This window comes from Floridaenema aerugineum BLCC-F46 (assembly GCF_041929345.1).
Taxonomy (GTDB): Bacteria; Cyanobacteriota; Cyanobacteriia; order Cyanobacteriales; family Aerosakkonemataceae; genus Floridanema; species Floridanema aerugineum.
On the sequence record NZ_JBHFNQ010000073.1, the window covers coordinates 1 to 19,628 of the forward strand.

Consider the following 19,628-nt stretch of genomic DNA (forward strand, 5'->3'; position numbering starts at 1 on the left):
ATTAGCATTAAGTACGGTAGGGCATACCGGATCTAAAGCTTGGGGAGATTTGCCCTCTAGCGAGAGTTGGAGCAATCCTGCGCTTGTTATGGCGAGTCTGTGAACCAAGAATCCTCGCACTTATAGGGCGAGGAGTGTCAAACACCTTACCAATAGTGCCTTGTAATCATGCAGGAAATTTTTGCTTCGGGGAGTAAGCTGCAAAAATAGCTCTGGCTTGCCTATCCTAAGAAAAGATAAAGAAATAAAGTAAGGCATGAGTATCTTGGGGAATCAAAATCAACTTATTAAAATTGCAGCGATCGGAGATGTTCACGACCAATGGGAAGCGGCGGATGGAGAAGCTTTACGCCGCTTGGGTGTGGACTTGGTGCTATTTGTCGGGGATTTTGGGAATGAGTCAGTAGGAGTGGTGCGGACGATCGCATCTCTGGATATCCCGAAAGCGGCAGTTTTGGGCAATCATGATGCGTGGTACACTGCTACGGAATGGGGTCGCCAGCGTTGTCCCTACGATCGCGCACAAGAAGATTGGGTACAGGATCAGTTGGATTTACTGGGAGAAACTCACGTTGGGTACAGTAAACTTGATTTTCCACAGTTTAACTTAACTGTTGTGGGTGGTCGTCCCTTTAGTTGGGGCGGCGATGTTTGGAGAAATGGCGATTTTTACCTAGAACGTTATGGTGTGACTGATTTTACTCAGTCTACCGAGCGAATCATGGCAGCAGTGAACGACGCTGCATACAATACGATTATTTTTCTCGGTCACAATGGCCCTTTGGGGTTAGGCGATCGACCGGAAGACCCTTGTGGGAGAGACTGGCAACCTTTGGGGGGAGATTTTGGAGATTCGGATTTGGCAGATGCGATCGCGCAATCAAAAAACCTGGGAAAATCAGTTCCCCTAGTGACATTTGGACACATGCACCATCACCTCCGCCACCGCAAAGACCGCTTACGCACCCCCATTTCCACCAGTGACGATGGTACGGTGTATTTAAACTCTGCGAGTGTGCCCAGAATTATCCACAAAGGCGATCGCACTCAGCGCAATTTCTCCTTGGTGACTTTGCAAGCTGGTGTTGTGACTCAAGCATCCTTAGTTTGGGTTGACAAAGACTATAGCCTGATTTCCGAGCAAATTCTGTATCAAGCTTCCCCAAATCAGGCGCAAACTGCCTGTAGTCAGTTGTAATTATTTCTGATAAGATAAACAAATGTGCCTGGAGAGGTGGCAGAGTGGTCGAATGCGCTTGACTTGAAATCAAGTGTGGCAGCAATGTCACCGTGGGTTCAAATCCCACCCTCTCCGTTTTCCGTTTTGCAATCTAGTTTAACTGGTGTTGGATAGGTAAGTAAGCACACTAGGTAGGTTAAGATTTGGATAGTCAAAGTCTTTACCAAAAGGCTTGTAGGTAATGATTGGAATACTTTTGATAAAAAAAGCCTTAATAAGCTGCTTGACTTTCTTGATCAAATAGTTGCTACAAAAAATAGTTATGTATGTGAAATTAAGGAGGCAGGGAGTTTACCGTTTGCAATAGTTGTTCTCTTTTATTATCGGCAATTTTTACAAACCGGAAGTAAGCCAGCTTTTCTTACAAAGTCTAGTTCCGAAATGGATAAACTCAACCACTACCGAAACCTAATCCAGAAAATTCTAGAGGAATATCACAAACTCGGTTCAGGTAACTCCGATATCGAATCTACTCTACTATTTGACCCGATTCGAGATCAGTATCTTCTTCTGAAAATGGGGTGGCATCAAGATAACCGCATCAAACGCAATGTCATTCACCTTCGTTTGAAAGATGAAAAAATCTGGATTGAAGAAGACTGGACGGAAGATGGTGTTGCAACTGATTTGCTACAAGCTGGAGTGCCTCGTGAAGATATTGTTCTAGCTTTTCATCCACCCCGTTTACGTCAGTTTACCGAATTCGCTGCCATATAACTTAATTTGGTACTGTACACAATTAATTGTTATTGGTGACAATATTTAAATAAGATTTGGTTGAGGCATTGCGATCGAGCTTCCGTCCGATCGCAAACTGAAACTTCTAATTTGTGCGATCGCGATTTTTGTTTGTGGGCAGGAGAAACAGCAAAACTGTTAAGAAGGGGATAAGCGAGAGGAAAATGAGTTTGCTTGGCAAGTTTCGCTTGAGGATATTAAGGCAAATAATTACAATTTGGATATTAAAAACCCTCACCGAGTTGATGTAGAACAGGCTAATTTAAATGAAATGTTGGCAGATTATCAAAAGTTGATGGCAGATTTGGATGAGGTGCGGAGTAAATTCAAGTTTGAATTGATGGAAGCGTTGGGGGATGATTCAAAAATAGGGAGTTAGAGTTACAATAAGCTTGATGAATTCAATGAGGTAGTTAAAATGCTTACAGGATTTGAGTTTGAAACTAGAACAAAAGATGGGTTAATCCAAATTCCAGAGGAGTACAAAGAAGATTTTGGTGATGGAACTGAAGTAAAAGTAATTATTTTGAAATCTGCTAAAAAGATTTCTAAAACGGGTATGTTTGCAGAAATGATGCGAAATCCGGTTAAGGTAGAAGGACTACGTTCAATGAAAAGGGATGAAATATACGATCGCTAATTATGCCTAATCAGCTTTGTTTCCTTGACTCTAATATCTGGTTGTATATTTTAATGACCGATCCCAAAAATAAACCAGAAGAAGAAATGAGAAAACGACAGGTTGCTATTGAATTAACTGCAAATGAAAACGTGGTGATTAGCATCCAAGTAATCAATGAAGTTTGCTCTATTCTCAACCGAAAAGCCAGTTTTAATGAAAATCAGATTAAACAAGCAATTCAAGAATTTTATAATGGTTGTGTTGTAGTCAATATCAATTATGAAACTTTGATACTAGCTTCTAATTTGCGGAGTCGGTATAATTTCTCTTTTTGGGATGGGTTAATTGTTTCTAGTGCCTTGGAAGCAGGAGCAAGTATCCTTTATTCTGAAGATATGCAGGATGGGTTAGTTGTTGAAAATAGGCTGGAAATTGTGAATCCTTTTAAATAAAAGCAAATTTAAATGCGCGATCGCATAGCCAGAAACTGATGGAAGTGGCGGCGCGGGAAGTGTTGGCTGTGCGATGGGAGGTGCGATGCTTAGGTAAGTATTAGAAAGGCGATCGGACGGAAGCTCGATCGCAAACTGAAACTGCTAAACTGTGCGATCGCAATTTCTGGTTGGAATCAACTATCGAACCAGACAAAGTATTACTAATATTAGCAGCGCATCAGAAAGCATTAAAACAATTAGGGGGAAAATCTCTAAATCCTGCTTTGGCAAATGCTCCCTGAAGAATGAATATTAATAACTTTTTTGCTATTTCCGAATTAATTGTAATTAGCTCATCAATATCTCTGGGTTTCGCAAAATTTTAGAATTTCTTTTGAATTGTAATTTTCTCTAACTCCCAAAATCATATAAATCTAAAGGGTTACAGCAAATCTAAATTAATTCTTTTCTGTAACAGTAACTACTAAAAAAGCAGCGACAATAAAAGTACCCATTACTCAGCAGCCAACTTAAACAGGTCGTCCAGAAGGGATGAGCTATCTATTAAGCTATTGGCTGATAACCCACAGCTTAATAAATAACTAGTGCAAGTGTGCAGGAACCAACCATTAGAAATCAGTACTAGATTTCGAGTTAGCGTTGGCATAGCCTGCCGTAGGCATATCGCACCCTCCATTGAGGAAGAAAAGTTTATGAAAATTTTATTAGTAGAAGACGACTCTTTGACTAGTTCAGCCCTAGCTGAAACCCTCTCAAATCACCATTATACAGTTAATGTAGCTGCGGATGGATTAGTAGCGCAGGAATTAGCTTTAGAATACAAATATGACTTAATTTTGCTGGATATTGTCATTCCTAAACTCGATGGAATCAGTGTTTGTAAGCAACTCCGAGCTAAAGGTTATCATAACCCAATCTTACTTTTAACAGCCAAGGATAGCAGTAACGATCGCGTTATGGGCTTAGATGCTGGAGCCGATGATTATGTTGTAAAACCTTTTGATCCCGAAGAATTAATGGCAAGAATTCGCGCTTTATTACGGCGAGGAAAACCTGTTTCCTCTTCGGTAATTATTTGGGAAAATATCTGCTTTGATTCAGCGAATAACGAAGTAAAGTGTGGAGAAAAACTCTTACACCTGACACCGAAAGAATATTGCTTGTTGGAATTATTTTTATTAAATCCTAAGCAGATTTTTAGCCGTCGTGCTATTTTAGATCGCTTGTGGGATTTTGCGGAAGCACCGGGAGAAGAAACTGTGAGCACTCATATTAAATGTTTGCGCCAAAAACTTAAAGCAGCCGGAGCAACTGATATGATCGAAACAGTTCATGGTTTAGGTTATCGACTGCGAGTTCCTGCTTATCAACCAGAAACAGAGACTTCTGCTAACTTTCAAATTCCTGAACCAAAAACTGATGCTGATTATCGTCAGCGAGTAGAAGCAGCAACTTCTAAAGTATGGGAAAAGTTTCAGGGAAAAATGTTAGCGCAAATCGCCATCCTTGGAGAAGCAGCAGCGGCTTTAACAGCCGGAAATTTGACAGCAGAATTACAACAAGAAGCCAAACAAGAAGCGCATAAATTAGCAGGATCTTTGGGTATTTTTGGTTTTATGGAAGGCTCAAGGTTAGCTAAGGAATTGGAAGAGTTATTGCAACTAGATTATTTACAACTAGAGGCAGAACAAATCAAGCAAATTTCGGAATTAGCCGCAGCAATATATAGAGAAGTGCAACCGAATTCTACATTGCCCGATCGATCGACAGCGAACTCTTACTCACCTTTAATTTTAATTGTCGATGATGATTTAGTGTTAGCTGAACGAGTGCGAATTGAAGCGAACGCCTGGGGATTACGAGTAGAAATTGCTACGGAATTGACTGTAGCCCGAAAAATAATTTCCCAAAAACCACCGGATATTATTCTTCTAGATTTGAACTTTCCTAGTGGTAAAGAAGATGGCATCACCTTACTAGAAGAAATAACAGGGCGTGTTCCTCCCATTCCGGCGATCGCCTTAACGGGAAGAGAAAGTTTGAGCGATCGAGTAGCCGTTGCTCGCTTAGGAACTAGTGCTTTTTTACACAAACCATTACCCGCTCATCAAATTCTGAAAGTAGTGAGGGAAGTACTTGCCCAACACCAAAAAGCCTCCAGAAATCGGATTATGATAGTTGATGACGATCGAGTAGCCTTGGCGCATCTCTCTACCCTCTTAAAATCTTGGGGTGTAGAAGTGACAACATTAGAAAATCCCCAAAATTTCTGGCAGATTTTCACCGCTTGCTCTCCTGATTTACTGATTCTCGATCTAGAAATGCCTGACTTCAACGGTGTAGAATTGTGTCAAGTAGTTCGCAACGACCCCCAATGGCATCATCTGCCAATTTTATTTGTTTCCTCTCACACTGGAACCGAACAAATTGAGCGAGCTTTTGCTGCTGGCGCAGATGATTACATTAACAAATCAGTAGTAGGAACCGAAATAGCAACGCGAATTATTCGCCGCCTTAAACGTAGCCCGAATTAATTAACTATGATGGTTAATTGCAGACTTAAAATACAGCTTGTGTATTGAATTATGAGTAAAAAAATTCTCGTAGTTGACGACGACGAAGCAATTCAAGAAGTCATTAAAACTTGTTTAGAAGATTTAGCAGGGTGGCAAGTGTTGCTAGCAGGTTCAGGTTTAGAAGGACTTCGCATCGCCAATTCGGAAGCCTTAGACGCAATTTTACTAGATATTTCTATGCCGAAAATGAACGGTATTGAAATGTTACGGAAGTTACAAGAAAATGATTCAACACGGAAAATACCCGTCTTTTTATTAACCGCTAGGACTGTTTCTGCCGATCGACAGCAGTTAGAGCAAGTTGCTGGTGTAATTATTAAACCTTTCAACATCATAAAATTAGTTGAACAGGTGTCCCAAAGTTTAGGCAAAAGACTTTAACTTTTGTAAACTTCAGATTTTCTTCAAATTTCCTCTTTAATATGACAGTATTCATCCTCAAAGGTTTGATGGATGTTTTTTAGTAGAGGAGATTTGCTGATTAGTGTGTCTAAAATTATTGATGAGAAGCCCCTGGTAAAATTTTTAGCCTAAGTAAGACTGTGCAACCTTTGTGACCCCCGGAGAGGAATAGTGACTAGAATTTTAATTATTGAAGATAATTACTCCAGTAGTTTAGAATTTGGCACAAACATCGCCCGAATTCTAGATATGGAGGGATTTAAAATCACATTAATCAGTAACATCGCCGTAGGTTTGAATTTAGCTGTTAATCTAGAATTTGATCTAATCATTTTTGAATTAAACTTTTATTCGCTAAAAGCAGAGGATATTCTCAAGCGAATCAAATCGAGTTTAAAGAATTTGCAGGCATCAAGTCTTTTAATCACTGCTAACTACGAATTTGAAGCTATTTCTTTAATTAAAGAACTAGGAATTAGTGATTATTTAATCGCGCCTTTTACGAAGCGTGATTTACTAGCAACTGTAACTAATTGTTTTCTGGAACATCAAATTATTTAAGTGATTGGGGACTGGCGACTGGGACGAAGAGGTGGGGGGGTAGGGAGATTTGAAGAGGTTGTTGGGTTATTTCCCCCATTTCCCTTGCTCCCTTGGCTCCCCTGCTCCCGACGCTTTTATGTAAACAATTTTGTAGTTTTGTAATTTTACCGTTACTTTAGGCTCATCTTCAAAAGTTCTTCAAATTTCCCTCATATCCTCTAATCATCGCTGGTAAATCAATTGTCATCCTTCCTCTGTGAGTTATTGAGGTCTAAGAAAATGGCAAGTTGTCCCTGTTGTTCTCATACGATGTTGCGGCATATTCGTCATAACCAAATTTTCTGGTACTGTCGCCACTGCTGGCAAGAAATGCCTAATTTTAATTCTTCTCCTTCGTTGTCAAAGTATAGCCAATCTTTGGAAAATATCATTCAGAAAAAAGCGTCAGTTCGTGAATTAATGAACAGTGAGAAGCTTTACCCAAAAGCCTCCTAAATTCAAGTTACTAACGCTATTCCCAAGTGGCTACTTTTTAGTAGAATTCAAATAGTAATTATATCGTTCCTGTAGTTGTGTAACTGTGAGATTTTGTGTCCAAAACTCGACTACAGTGTGACCAAATGCCCAAGCATTGCGATCGGGCGCAGCGGAATTCTCCAGTAACAATAACCAAAGTGGTCTAAGATCAAAATCAATTGGTTTAGCTTTGTCATTTAACAGTGTGTAAATGTCATAAGCCATTTGCAGTTTACCAATGACAACAGGTAATTGTTCTACCGGAATTTGTTGAGCTAAAACAAAAGCTAAAGATGGCGATCCAGTAGACATGGTAGAGATAAATTGTAGGATTGGACTTTTCAAAAAACTTGCTAATCCTTGAGTAGTTGTCATCTGGAAAGTGTAACGATCGATGATTTTAGCGGCGGCGACAGTTCGCGCTTCTAAGTTACGCAAAAATCTGGCTAAACGGAGTTGTTTGGCGGGTGCGATCGCATTTACTAAAGCCAAAGATAAGGCATCAATATTCCAAGCTTGGCGATTAGTTTTACTATCTGAAGTAACAACAGGTAAAACTAATTTGCTGAACTCTCCTAACTGTTTAGCACGATATTCAGTCGCCTCTCGAATGGCAATTTCCTTTGGTTTATCTCCCCATTGCCAATCATAAAACGATTCCCATTCCCGAATCGGACGTAAGCGATCGACTTGAGTTACAACTGTAATTACAGGTATGTCTGCAACTTCGCCTTTAATATCTTCCAGAAAGTCCACATCCATTTGTAAAGCTGGATCTAAAGCGGGAGTAACTAATAACAAAAGATCGCCATTTGTCGCATAATCAATTACTAAATCGCGTAATTCTCCCCGTTTCACCTGTTCGTAACCAGGAGTATCCCAAAGGGTTAAACTTTCTCCGGTTTGGGCTTTCCATTCATAACTTTGAATTTTATCCGTGCTAGGCAAAACATCAACTGCGGCTAAATCTGCTTGAAACAAACTATTAATTAAACTGCTTTTTCCCGATCCAGTTCTTCCCGCCAATAGAATATTTACAGGTTTTTGTTCTACTTTTTGAACTGGTTCAGCTTGAGTTAAAATCTCTCGTAAAGTTTGGGTTTTTGCTTGGGGAAGAGTGGGTGTAGCAACAGCAGTTTCAGAGAGATTTGCGGCAATACCGCTGTAAAGTTGAATTGCTTGTCCAGCTAAATTTCGTAAAGCAGCTTCCCGCAAAAGTTGACCTAAATTGATTAATAATTGCTGAGTTGCTTGGTTGTTGGAACGCTGACTAGCTAATCTTGCTAACGCCGCTGCTGGGTTAATTATCCATTGTACCCAATTCCAAATTTGCCAGAGTTTTCGCGCCGAAGGTTCTAATCTTTGATACACTTCATAAGCTTCTACTGCTTGTCCAACTGTTACTTGATTCAAAGCAGGAGATAATTTTTGCATCCAGCGATCCATATCATCTACTGTACCCCGAATTAGAGAGTAAGCTTGGGGAATGTAGATGTTAAGTAAGGGATATTTTACTTCTGGATTGTAGGCGTGTGCGATCGCAATTACTAACTGCTGACAGCGTTGCCAAAAAGTACCCCAATCTTCCCAAACTGGGCGATCGTTTTGGGCAGTTTTCAATATTTCTTGTAACGCCGCTTCCGCTTTAATTGCAGCATCATTTCCCGCAGGTAAATTTACTGTATCTTCAGCAGCTTCTTCCAGTTCTTTGTTTACCTCAGCAACTACAGTTTCGATTTGTGCTACCACAGGTTGCGTCCATTTTACCAACAACCAACGCCAACCCACCAAAATTATCGTGAAAATCGCCCAAATCCAATTAATTCCCCAAGCGTGAATTTGTTGCCCTGCTGCTACCATCAGGAAAGCAATGATAGTTGCGATCGGCGTTGCTAATACAACGATTTTCCAAGGTTTTAGTCGTATCATTGTCCTAAACCTACCTAATTAGTTGAAAAGATAACCTGTATTATCAATGCTAGATAAAATAGTTCAGATTATTGAGACACAAGACAGAGATCAAACATGAAAGTAGACGAACATCTCCTGCAATTACCTCATATAAGTCTGAAGAGTAGAGAATTACTTCCCGAAAAATCGGGAATATATTACGTACTAGACGAGCAATTAATCATTTGGTACATTGGACAAGCGAAAAATCTACAGAGCCGTTGGTCAGGTAATAACCACCATAGATTATATCAACTACAAAAGCAACGGAAAAAACAATTTACGATCTACTATGAGTTCGTACCTGAATTACAGCTTGATGCTATTGAACGGCAGCGCATTGAGCAATTTAATCCGCAGTTGAATAGGACTAAAGTTAAGGAGCAAAAGCTTCATCCCACAGAGACACTTTTACGAGAAACATTAGTTTTAATTGCCCCATATAGCTTTGTGTTAGGTGTAGAATCGCCACGAAAAGAAGACCCTAAGCTTATTGAAGATTCTATAAATTTGCGAGACGGTTGGAGAGTGCAGAAAGCCGTATTACCTCTAAGAGTAATCCACATCTGTATCAATCTCAATCAGTTAGGAGAAGCTCTTAAAGATAACGATTGGCATTCATTGTGCCTTTTCCTAAGAAAGGTTTTCCGCAAACGTAACAACTATTCAGACAACTGGGCTTGTAAAGGTACAATAAAGGATGAATACTCAGGAATATTTTATCTGAGAAGATTGTTAGTTAATGGCTTTGCTATAGAAGTTTATGTAACTAATAAAGAAACAGCAGAACTTATTCAAGATTATGAATTAACGCAACTGGCTGGAGTAAACATTCGGGCTGTTAATGAAGCATCTTTGGCTGTAATAAAAAATAAGTGCCAGTTAAGAATTACTGGTATATATATATATTCTGATAACCAAAATCAGCCATACGACGAATATCGTCGCAGAGTTACAGAACGTCTATTTCCGTACAAAGAAGATCTGCTTAAACTGTTCTTTAACGAAAATTTAAATACAAGAAGAAAAGACAGTCGATCGGATTTCGAGAACCGGAAGATGGGGAATATGCTTCTAAGTCTACATTAGCAGTTGGCACAATTTACCCTTTGGCATTTCCAGATTTAGCGGTATCGGTAGCTGCGATCGTCAGCATTTAGCAATTCTCCCAACTCGACAAAACTAACTCCTTCCAGGAACCGACTGAAGTTAACTGATTAGCTCAACTTTAGCTAGCTTCTAGATATTAGCCGCAATATTATACTCTATTTTGTCCATTATTCAGACAATAATAAAGTTAGCATTCTGGAATGTTCATTTAGCACAAAAAATGGCATAATGTTTTAGTCACAGCGCGGCTGGAGTAAATGGCATTTCACTAGCGTCCAAGCAAAAATTAACAACCACCTTTTTCCCCTCCATAAAAGGGAAGGGACATATTTTTGTATTGCGAAAACAATCCACCAGTTGAAAAAGGTGAAAACTCCTTGCACAAAATTTGTTTAATTTCTGCTTTCTTGAACTAGGTGAGTTTTACTGCCATAGTAAATAATTCCTATTAACGCTTTTTTTTGGCAAAATTATTGATAACTGATTAATAAAACTAATATAGCTATTTCCCATCTTAGAGAGTGAATATACGATGATTATTATAGATTACTAATTTAGTAAAATCAAGTTTTCATACAAAAAAATAATATTTAAATAAAAACTGTTGCCCCAAAAAACAAAATCTGCAATAGTGATTGTATACATTTCAGAACAAAAGTAAAATGGCAACAACATTTTTGACAGTTACTAAGGGACAGCATCAAACTTTAAATAAGGATGGCGAAGATGTTATTAAAGGGCTAACAAAAAGCCCAAAAACTTTACCGCCAAAGTATTTTTATGACCATCAAGGTTCTCAACTATTTGAGCAAATTTGTGAGTTGGCAGAATATTATCCGACGCGAACAGAAGCATCCATTTTACGCGAATACTCTGATGAAATTGCCCAGATAACAGGTGCTTGTGAATTAGTAGAATTAGGTAGTGGTAGTTCGACGAAAACTCGCTTGTTGTTAAATGCTTATCAAGCCCTAAATTATTCCTGTAAATATGTGCCGATCGATGTTAGTGAAAGCATTCTCAAAGATAGCGCTAAGCAATTACAAAAGGAATATCCAAGTTTACAGATTAAAGCATTAGTAGGCACTTACGAACAAGCCCTCGCTGAATTAAAACCCACATCTTTGCCAGCGAGGATGATTTTTTTCTTGGGGAGTTCGATCGGCAATTTCACCCCACAGGAATCCGATCTTTTCTTAGATGAAATTAGGGATGTACTCGACCCAGGAGATTACTTTTTGCTTGGCATTGACTTGCAAAAACCAATAGAAATTTTAGAAGCGGCTTATAACGATTCTCAAGGAGTAACAGCAGCTTTTAACTTAAATATGCTTGAGCATTTAAACTGGCGTTTTCAAGGCAATTTTGACACAAGTTTATTCACTCATCAAGCCATTTATAATCAAAAAGAAAATCAAATAGAAATGTACTTACATTGCCAAAAAAGCCATGTAGTGAATATAGAAAGTTTAGACTTGAAAATTCACTGGAAAGCTGGGGATAGTATCCGCACCGAAATCTCTCGGAAGTTTGATTTACAAACCATGCAAAAAGACTTAGATTCCAAAGGATTAAAACCCCTAAAAATCTTTACCGATCCGCAAAAGTGGTTTGGTTTAGTCCTTTGTCAAGTGGCTAAATAGACATTTCCTTTCAAAGATTGTAGAGACGTTGTATACAACGTCTCTACAAGGGTTTCAAGTAACACACATTTAATTTCTGGAGATGTTTAATGAATTAGCTGCGATCGCTCCCTCAGCTTAGTACCACAGTCGATTAAAAACACAAAAATTGCCACCATGAGTAGTCTAAAATTTGCCTCACCAATCTCACTAAACACTTGCAACAAAGAAGCCATTTTCAATTACTTTCAAAACGCTTGGGAACTGGAAGATGTACTGATGAACACCATAGTTGGCTCAGAAACATTCTATCTCAAACCAGATTCCTTAAGAAACCCCCTAATTTTTTACTTAGGTCATTCAGCCGCTTTTTATATCAACAAATTAATCATGGTGAATTTGTTGGAAAAAAGGCTTAACCCAGATTATGAATTGATATTAGGAGTCGGGGTTGATCCGCACAGTTCTGACCAACTGAAGGCAGAAACTTCTCATATTCAATGGCCTGAAGTAGAAAAAGTTTGGGAATATCGTCATCAAGCTTATGAAATCATTTCAGAACTGATTAAAAACACGCCGCTTAATCTGCCAATTCATCAAAATCATCCCCTCTGGGCGTTGATCATGGGAATTGAACATCAACGGATTCATTTTGAAACTTCTTCCATGCTAATCCGACAACTTCCTGTAGAGAAAGTTAAACGTCCTGGAAATTGGCAATATGCACCTTCTAATGGCGACATTTCTCCTAATGAAATGATTGAAATTTCTGGGGGATTAGTTGAAGTTGGTAAACCGGAAGATTTCCCACTTTATGGTTGGGATTGCGATCATGGTTATCGGCAAGTTAAAGTTGAACCGTTTGCTGCCAGTAAGTATATGATAACCAATGGAGAATTTCAGGAATTTGTTAATGCTGGTGGTTATGAAAATCAAGTTTACTGGGATGAAGAATCTTGGGGTTGGAAAATTGAATATAACGTCAAACATCCCAAATTTTGGATACCTAATAATGGTGGCTACAAATATAGGGGAATGTTTGATGAAATTGAACTACCTTTAGATTGGCCTGTGGAAGTAAATTATTATGAAGCAATGGCTTACTGTCGCTGGAAAGGTGAGACAATTCGCTTAATGAGTGAAGCAGAATGGCATTTAGTAACTTATGGCTCTGATGCTAACGGAAAAACTTCTGGATTAGATAGAATCAATGATTTCAATCTTAATTTAAAATTTGGTTCACCTAGCCCAGTTGGTATATTAAAACAAGCCGAAAGCCCTTCTGGGTTGTACGATTTGCGTGGCAATGTTTGGGAATGGTTGAATGATGATTTTAACCCATTGCCAGGATTTGAACCCCATTTTCTTTATGAAGAAAACTCAGCACCCTTTTTTGATAGCAAACATAAGATGATGTTGGGTGGTGCTTGGGCGACAAATGGAACAGAAGCTTTAAGGTTTTATCGCAATTGGTTTCGTCCTAATTTCTACCAACACGCTGGTTTTAGAATTGCTCAAAACTAGCAAAGTTAGTGATAAACAGACAAGATACCTGTCTTACAGTTTCCTGATGAGCAAGAAGAAATTTAAATATTCTTTCTGCGATCGGTATTACCACTCTCGTGGTATGATTATTTCACAAAATAATCATAAGTAAGACTCTTGAATTGGGACAGAAACATTAAAATATTATTAAGATATTACCGCAATTGGTTCCGTCCCAATTTTGAGTAGTACGCGGGATAGATCAGGAGAAAAAGTAAATCATGGAACAATTGTGGGATACACTAAAAAATCTCGATTATTCAGGAGTGCCGCTCGGCAAAATAGTTGCTGTCATTATCATATTGACGCTGACACAAACCTTGAGACGATTTGTGATTGCAGCTATAGTTAAAACTATTGAGCGCTTGACTCGCAAAACCAAGACCACCCTTGATGATGAATTAATTGCAATTCTCAAACCTTCTTTAAGTTGGTTAATTCTGATTGGTGGACTGTGGATTGTCAAAGAAATTATGGCACCGGAATTAGGGCCGCAATTGAGCGAAACAATCGGCAGGGCGCTCAATTTGATAGTCGTTTTCATAATTGCTTATGCGGTTTTCCGATCGGCTTCTATCTTTGGTCAAATAATTGCTAATCTGTTGCTACAAAGTGACACAGAGTTAGATGAATTGCTCAGACCTTTAATGCCGAAGATTTTTCAATCGGCGGCAGTTATCGTCATTGCTATCAAGATCAGTGAAATCTTTTTAGGACAATCCGCAGCAGCACTAGTTGGTTTATTAGGTGGTGCTGGTATTACTTTAGGTTTGCTGTTGAAAGATATAGTTTATGACTGGTTTTGTACAATTATTATCTACTCTGATAATCTCTATCGAGAAGGGGATTGGGTTTCAGTTGTCGGATTGCAGGGTTTTGTACAAGTCATGAGTATTGGATTTAGAACTACAACCCTTCATGTTTATCAGTGGGGTTCGATTGTGAAAATGCCCAACTCGAGAATGATTACGGGAATCGTAGAAAATTGGTCACAAAATCCGGGTAAGGAATTAAAATGGGGTCTTAGTTTAACCCTCAAGATTGATAATATTTCAGCCAAGCAAACCGCCAGAATCTGCGATGCTATTCGACAAATGTCCTCATCTATTAAGGGTTTATCCTCAGAGATGATTGTTCGATTTAGTCACATTGAAAATAATGCCCGTGTCATTAAAGTCGTTGCCTTTGTTAATGATGCAAATCTCTACTTTGATGCTGAGAAAAATTTAAATCTAGCTATTTTAGAACTGTTAGAGCAAGAGGGCATCAATTTCTTGTATGTGGATCTCCGAACTGAGCCAGAAAAATATAAACAGTCTCAAAAAGCAGCCAATAATTAGAGTGAAAATTTCGAGAAAAGTAGGTTAGTTAAAGGAGGAAAAATCTCGAACCTACTTTTACTCCAAGACTTGATAAAAAAGCGCAGAAAATCGAATAATAAAAATTAAAGTAATTGCCGGAAAAAATGAGCAACCTATTAATTATAGTGGCGGAAGTCGGCCTGGTAATAATTGCTTTTCTATCCTTGATTTGGCTGGTCGGAAATTTATCCAAGCTGTTGATTAAATTTTCAATATTTAATTTAAATGAGCGCCAAATCAAAATCCTGCGCCGGAACATTACAGGATTGTTGTTACTTGTTGGTGCGGTCTTGTGTATTTTGATTGTAGGTGTTAATGGTTTCTTGATTTATCAAGGTCAAGACCTGCAAAAATATACGCTAGACTTGATTGGGCAAATCCCGGCAGGATTTTGGGTGACACTGGGAATTGGTATTGCTCAAAGTATTGGCGCAGTAATTGTAGCAGCGATCGCTCTAAAAATACTCAAATATACTTTGAAAGTAGTAAGTAATCGCGCTAAAACCATAGAAAGAAGCACCGCAGACGATGAGATTATTGAAGCTTTCTTCCAGGCACTTTATCAAAGAATCAAATGGGGAATTTGGCTGTGGGTAATCATTTGTTGTGTTCTGTTTCTCCAATTACCAGCAATAGTTTCCGACTATTTGTCGATCGCACTCAGAATCTATTTAATAACTGCTGTGGGATTACTTATCCTCAAAGCAGTGGCTTCGATCGTTGATATTTTCGATGCTCTCACCGTCAAATACTCTAGTTCTGATAACTGGTTAAGATTCTACGATCGCCTACGACACTTAATCCCCTTTTTGAAGCGATGTTTGGAATTTGTCATTTATGTCTGCATCGCCACATTAGTAGTTCAGCAGGTAGAGTCGATCGCCAAAATGTCCGATTTTGGTCTGCGAATGATCAAAATCATTGCCATGATTTTCTTAAGTCAGGTAATTTTTGAAGTCGTCTATTTATTCATAGAAGAAATAGTATTTAAAGAGCAAGATTTGACGGACACCCAAAGAAGCAGACGCTTAACTTTGATTCCCTTGTTTCGCAGTCTATTGCAATACTTAATTTATTTCACCGTCGGGATTTCCATCCTTTATACTCTCGACATTAATCCAGCTCCCATACTAGCTGGTGCAGGTATTGTTGGTATAGCGGTGGGTTTAGGCGCACAAGCACTAATTAACGATATAGTTAGCGGCTTTTTTATTCTGTTTGAAAACTACTATTTAGTGGGTGACTATGTTGAAGCAGGAAAAGCTGAAGAGAAAGTAGTAGAGGGTGTTGTAGAAGCGATCGAACTAAGAACCACCCGCATCCGACATCCCAATGGTCAATTACAGATTATTCGCAATGGCGAGATGGGATCAATTACCAATTACTCCAAAGAGTACATTTTTGCACTGGTAGAAGTGGTTGTACCTTACGATGCCAATTTGAGCCACGTCTATCAAATTATTGAGAAGATCGGACAACATTTAAAAGCCAGCTATTCGGAGGTCCTCGAACCGACCCAAGTTGATGGCATAGAAACTTTAGGTGAGTCGAACTTGATGCTGCGAACCTTGACAAAAGTTAAGCCCGGAAAGCATCTTCAGATTCAACGTATTCTGCGAAAGATGTTTATAAAAGTATTGCTGCAAAAAGGAATTCTAGTTCCGGCTTCTCGGGAAAGTAGTGAAGATTAATGCTGATTAGTTTGTTCTGATTTGAGACTGTTGTCCCAGCGTTTCTGATGGCAATTCACCGAACATTTGTTGGTAATCTCTGGCAAAATGCCCTGAACTCCAAAATCCCCACTCATGAGCCACCTGCATCACCATTATTCTCTCAGGGTCAGCATTTTTTAAAGCGCGACGTACCCCATTGAGTCGTTGAATCTTGATATAGGCCATTGGACTCATGCCAAAAATGTCTTGAAATCCATAACATAAGGCGCTACTGCTAGTTTCCAATGCGTCGCACAATTGTTTAAGGGTTAAGGGTTTGTCAATATAAGATTGGGCAATTTCTTCGGCTTTTTTCACGAGCGGGTAACGGCGTAAAGTTTTGATTATCGGCTTTTTTTGTCGGATACCTGCTCCGATCGTATCCATCAGCAACGGCAAGAAATTTTCGACGATGTGGGATTGGGCTAGCGACTCCATTAATAATGATGGTTGATGAATAAACATTTGAGAGACTTGCTGATAATAAGCTCTGAGATGGCGAAATGAAGCGGGATGGAAATGGAGTGAATTTTGCTGGAGAAACTTTTGCCCTAAGTCATGGTATCCCATTTGCTCGGCGAGGGACTGGAAAACTGTCAAATTAACGTTGGCGACGACTATGTGAGCGTCTTTCCCTGCCGTCATATCAATTTCTCTCGTTGGCTCGAAACCAAATAGGTCGTGTTTTTTGATCGGACAACCATGAGACAGTACCTGTGTCTGATTGCCTTGAAGTGCGATCGTAAATGCCAGGAGATGAGGATTTTTTAACCCCTTTATTCTCATCGCTTGATTATAGGTAACGTCAGTAAACTTCACGCTCTCCAAGTCTGCCAAATTAACTCTCCCCACAAACTGACCAGAGGTTAACTGGTTGCCAGTAACATTCAAATGTTTGATGGCTTCGGCCCAAACATCAATATCGTCGAATTGGCCCGTCACGACAACAGGAGCAGAGTCAGGTTGGCTTTTACAGATCCTAGAGATCGACATACATGATGAGATTATCGGTGATAATTCCCCCAATATACTCTATTTTGTCGATTATTTAGACATTAAAAAGTTGGAATTTTGGAATGTTCCTTTTGCGGAAATAGCATTATAGTGTTTTTAAGTCATGGCAAAATTATCGACCAAGGGTAATCAAAAATGAAAATTAACCCGATCGCATCAAAACAAGAACAAAAATCAGTAATTAAATTTAATAAAAGTTTCAAAACCCCCGACCAAATTCCTCAAGCAGGTATTGAGCAAGCAATAAAATTGATGCAAAAAGGAAGACTTTATCGCTATAACTTTTCAGATGATTTGAGCAATTATAGCCAGCCTTATGAGTTAAAAGATGGAGATGAGGAACTGGCAACTGAAGTAGCCAAACTGGAATATGAATTTAGTCTCTACACAAAACATAACTATGTTATTGCAGTTAACTCCTGTGGAAGTGCGCTCTTTTTAGCCCTGAAAGCAACAGGGGTCAAAGCTGGAAACAAAGTATTGACTAATTCTTTTACCTTCACAGCAGTTCCTAGTAGTATTGTTCATGCTGGTGGAGTTCCGATCTACGTGGAGTGTAACTCTGAATATGGAATTGATATTGAAGATTTAAAACTTAAAGTAGAAGCTCATCCAGAAGCAAAGTTCTTTGTTTTGTCTCACATGAGAGGACATATTTCAGATTTAGATGCTGTCAAGAATATTTGTGACAACGCGGGAATTTATTTAATAGAAGATTGCGCTCATAGTCTAGGTGCAAAATGGGATGGAAACTTAGTAGGACATCATGGAGAAATTGCTTGCTTTAGTACCCAAAGTTATAAATTACTCAACTCTGGTGAAGGGGGTTTAATTGCCACTAATAATCCACAATTTGCTGCCTATTGTATTCTAGGATCGGGTTCTTACGAAAAGTTATACAAAAAACATCTGGCTCGTCCTTATGATGACGATTTATTTGAAAAATTGAAGCCTCATGTTCCTAATTTTAGTTTGCGAATGAGTAACTTAACTGCTGCTGTCTTAAGACCTCAAATAGAATTTTTAGAAGACAAGATATTTCAAGGTATACAAAAGTACGATCGGTTAGCAGAAATTCTCAGTTCTGTCAGAAATATTTATATTCCCTCTCCTTTGTCAAAAGTAAAACGTGCGCCTGACAGTTTGCAATTTAATCTTTTGGGATTAACTTCAGAACAGGTAGATCAATTTTTACAACAAACTAGCGAGAGGGGTGTGGCGATCCAGATTTTTGGCAGAGACGATAATTCTCGTTATTACAAAAACTGGCAATACTCATTTACGGAAACACCCAGCCTAGAAAAAACCGAATCGATTATTTCTTCTGCTTGCGATCTGAGATTGCCATCATCTTTTAATTTCGACGACCTCAATTTAATCGGCTATATTATCAAAGATGTTCTGTATAAAATCTTGAAAAAAGATGATGAGCAAGATTATCGAAATGGATTAACAGATTACTTTGAAAACCTCGAAGAAGTGAGGGGAAAATACGATTCTTGGGTATTATTTTACGACCAGGAACATTACGATAACGGCTGGACGGTTTTACTCAACCATATTGCTTACACCCTCAGATCCTATTTAAAGAAAGATGCTTTAATTTTAGATATAGGGTGTGGTACAGGATTATTAGGTCGAGAACTCAATTCTTACGGCTTTAAAAATCTCCAAGGACTGGATATTAGCCAAAAGTCTTTAGACCTATTAAAAGACCAGGGGATATACAATGCTTTGCATCTAGAAGAGTTGGGTAACACTCTTTCTTTTGCAGATAATACGTTTAACGCTTTAGTATCAACAGGCGTTTTTACTCGCAATCAAGTTCCTTTAGAAAGCTTTGAGGAACTGATTCGGATTCTTAAACCAGGTGGTATTTTTGCTGTAGTTCTCAGAGTCGAAGATAATGATTTGTATTACAATCCCATCAAAAATTATTGTGTCCTAAAGATGTGGCAAGAAGTTTTCAAGGAAAGAATGAGTGTGTTAAAAAGCTGCAACCACGAGCTACTAATTTTGCAGAAGTAACGTATTTTGTCGATAGAATTAACGGGAGTTAAAAGATTTTTAACTCCCGATACTTAAAAAAGTGTTCAGCCATCAGCTATCAGCTATCAGCTTTTGACTGCTTATAGTGGGGGATTTAGACCCACCACTAAAGCTTGCCACTAATCGTTTACGATATAGTGGGGGACTTAAACCCATAATTATTAGCTGATAGC

17 protein-coding genes, 1 tRNA gene and 1 pseudogene are annotated in these 19,628 nt (G+C 38.8%); 16 read left to right on the top strand and 3 right to left on the bottom strand.

Annotation, left to right across the window (positions count from 1 at the left end; translation table 11 throughout):
* Positions 1 to 256 precede the first annotated feature (256 nt).
* The 10 genes and pseudogenes from ACE1CC_RS09570 (at position 257) to ACE1CC_RS09615 (ending at position 7,071) form a co-directional block, all read left to right on the top strand.
* Complete coding sequence (locus ACE1CC_RS09570; protein WP_413270237.1) at positions 257 to 1,198, top strand: TIGR04168 family protein; 942 nt, start codon at positions 257 to 259, stop codon at positions 1,196 to 1,198.
* 30 nt (positions 1,199 to 1,228) lie between these two features.
* Positions 1,229 to 1,315, top strand: a tRNA-Ser gene (locus ACE1CC_RS09575).
* Positions 1,316 to 1,621: 306 nt separating this feature from the next.
* The gene (locus ACE1CC_RS09580) at positions 1,622 to 1,957 is read left to right on the top strand and encodes a XisI protein (protein ID WP_413270238.1); all 336 of its coding nucleotides are present in this window, start codon (positions 1,622 to 1,624) and stop codon (positions 1,955 to 1,957) included.
* A 184-nt stretch (positions 1,958 to 2,141) separates the two neighbouring features.
* Positions 2,142 to 2,357: pseudogene (locus tag ACE1CC_RS09585) on the top strand (SAM-dependent DNA methyltransferase); the annotation flags it as partial.
* Between the two features lie 39 nt (positions 2,358 to 2,396).
* Complete coding sequence (locus ACE1CC_RS09590) at positions 2,397 to 2,618, top strand: hypothetical protein (RefSeq protein WP_413270239.1); 222 nt, start codon at positions 2,397 to 2,399, stop codon at positions 2,616 to 2,618.
* 2 nt (positions 2,619 to 2,620) lie between these two features.
* Positions 2,621 to 3,052 (top strand): PIN domain-containing protein, encoded by a 432-nt coding sequence (locus ACE1CC_RS09595; protein WP_413270240.1) that lies wholly within the window; start codon positions 2,621 to 2,623, stop codon positions 3,050 to 3,052.
* A gap of 695 nt (positions 3,053 to 3,747) precedes the next feature.
* Complete coding sequence (locus tag ACE1CC_RS09600) at positions 3,748 to 5,589, top strand: response regulator (protein WP_413270241.1); 1,842 nt, start codon at positions 3,748 to 3,750, stop codon at positions 5,587 to 5,589.
* Positions 5,590 to 5,640: 51 nt separating this feature from the next.
* Complete coding sequence (locus ACE1CC_RS09605) at positions 5,641 to 6,012, top strand: response regulator (protein ID WP_413270242.1); 372 nt, start codon at positions 5,641 to 5,643, stop codon at positions 6,010 to 6,012.
* A 192-nt stretch (positions 6,013 to 6,204) separates the two neighbouring features.
* Positions 6,205 to 6,594, top strand: a complete 390-nt coding sequence (locus tag ACE1CC_RS09610) for a response regulator (RefSeq protein WP_413270243.1) — start codon at positions 6,205 to 6,207, stop codon at positions 6,592 to 6,594.
* 261 nt (positions 6,595 to 6,855) lie between these two features.
* The gene (locus ACE1CC_RS09615; protein WP_413270244.1) at positions 6,856 to 7,071 is read left to right on the top strand and encodes a hypothetical protein; all 216 of its coding nucleotides are present in this window, start codon (positions 6,856 to 6,858) and stop codon (positions 7,069 to 7,071) included.
* A 30-nt stretch (positions 7,072 to 7,101) separates the two neighbouring features.
* On the opposite strand, the gene ACE1CC_RS09620 is transcribed toward ACE1CC_RS09615, so the two are convergent.
* Positions 7,102 to 9,021, bottom strand: a complete 1,920-nt coding sequence (locus ACE1CC_RS09620) for a GTPase family protein (protein ID WP_413270245.1) — start codon at positions 9,019 to 9,021, stop codon at positions 7,102 to 7,104.
* A gap of 96 nt (positions 9,022 to 9,117) precedes the next feature.
* Between ACE1CC_RS09620 and ACE1CC_RS09625 the strand changes: the two genes are divergently transcribed.
* Positions 9,118 to 10,131, top strand: a complete 1,014-nt coding sequence (locus tag ACE1CC_RS09625; RefSeq protein ID WP_413270246.1) for a GIY-YIG nuclease family protein — start codon at positions 9,118 to 9,120, stop codon at positions 10,129 to 10,131.
* 683 nt (positions 10,132 to 10,814) lie between these two features.
* A complete protein-coding gene (gene egtD / locus ACE1CC_RS09630; protein WP_413270247.1) occupies positions 10,815 to 11,795 on the top strand; it encodes an L-histidine N(alpha)-methyltransferase in 981 nt (326 codons plus the stop codon).
* An 86-nt stretch (positions 11,796 to 11,881) separates the two neighbouring features.
* On the opposite strand, the gene ACE1CC_RS09635 is transcribed toward egtD, so the two are convergent.
* Positions 11,882 to 12,010 (bottom strand): hypothetical protein, encoded by a 129-nt coding sequence (locus tag ACE1CC_RS09635; protein ID WP_413270253.1) that lies wholly within the window; start codon positions 12,008 to 12,010, stop codon positions 11,882 to 11,884.
* On the opposite strand from ACE1CC_RS09635, the gene ovoA reads away from it, so the two are divergent.
* From ovoA to ACE1CC_RS09650, 3 genes are all read left to right on the top strand, one after another.
* Positions 11,952 to 13,298: a 5-histidylcysteine sulfoxide synthase gene (gene ovoA, locus ACE1CC_RS09640; RefSeq protein ID WP_413270248.1), complete on the top strand. Its 1,347-nt coding sequence runs from the start codon at positions 11,952 to 11,954 to the stop codon at positions 13,296 to 13,298. The genes ACE1CC_RS09635 and ovoA overlap by 59 nt on opposite strands.
* A 242-nt stretch (positions 13,299 to 13,540) precedes the next feature.
* Complete coding sequence (locus ACE1CC_RS09645) at positions 13,541 to 14,659, top strand: mechanosensitive ion channel family protein (RefSeq protein ID WP_413270249.1); 1,119 nt, start codon at positions 13,541 to 13,543, stop codon at positions 14,657 to 14,659.
* Between the two features lie 125 nt (positions 14,660 to 14,784).
* Entirely contained in the window at positions 14,785 to 16,371 is a 1,587-nt protein-coding gene (locus ACE1CC_RS09650) for a mechanosensitive ion channel family protein (RefSeq protein WP_413270250.1), read from the top strand.
* Positions 16,372 to 16,377: 6 nt separating this feature from the next.
* On the opposite strand, the gene ACE1CC_RS09655 is transcribed toward ACE1CC_RS09650, so the two are convergent.
* A complete protein-coding gene (locus tag ACE1CC_RS09655; protein WP_413270251.1) occupies positions 16,378 to 17,334 on the bottom strand; it encodes a helix-turn-helix domain-containing protein in 957 nt (318 codons plus the stop codon).
* Positions 17,335 to 17,541: 207 nt separating this feature from the next.
* On the opposite strand from ACE1CC_RS09655, the gene ACE1CC_RS09660 reads away from it, so the two are divergent.
* A complete protein-coding gene (locus ACE1CC_RS09660; RefSeq protein ID WP_413270252.1) occupies positions 17,542 to 19,434 on the top strand; it encodes an aminotransferase class I/II-fold pyridoxal phosphate-dependent enzyme in 1,893 nt (630 codons plus the stop codon).
* The last annotated feature ends 194 nt before the right edge of the window (positions 19,435 to 19,628 follow it).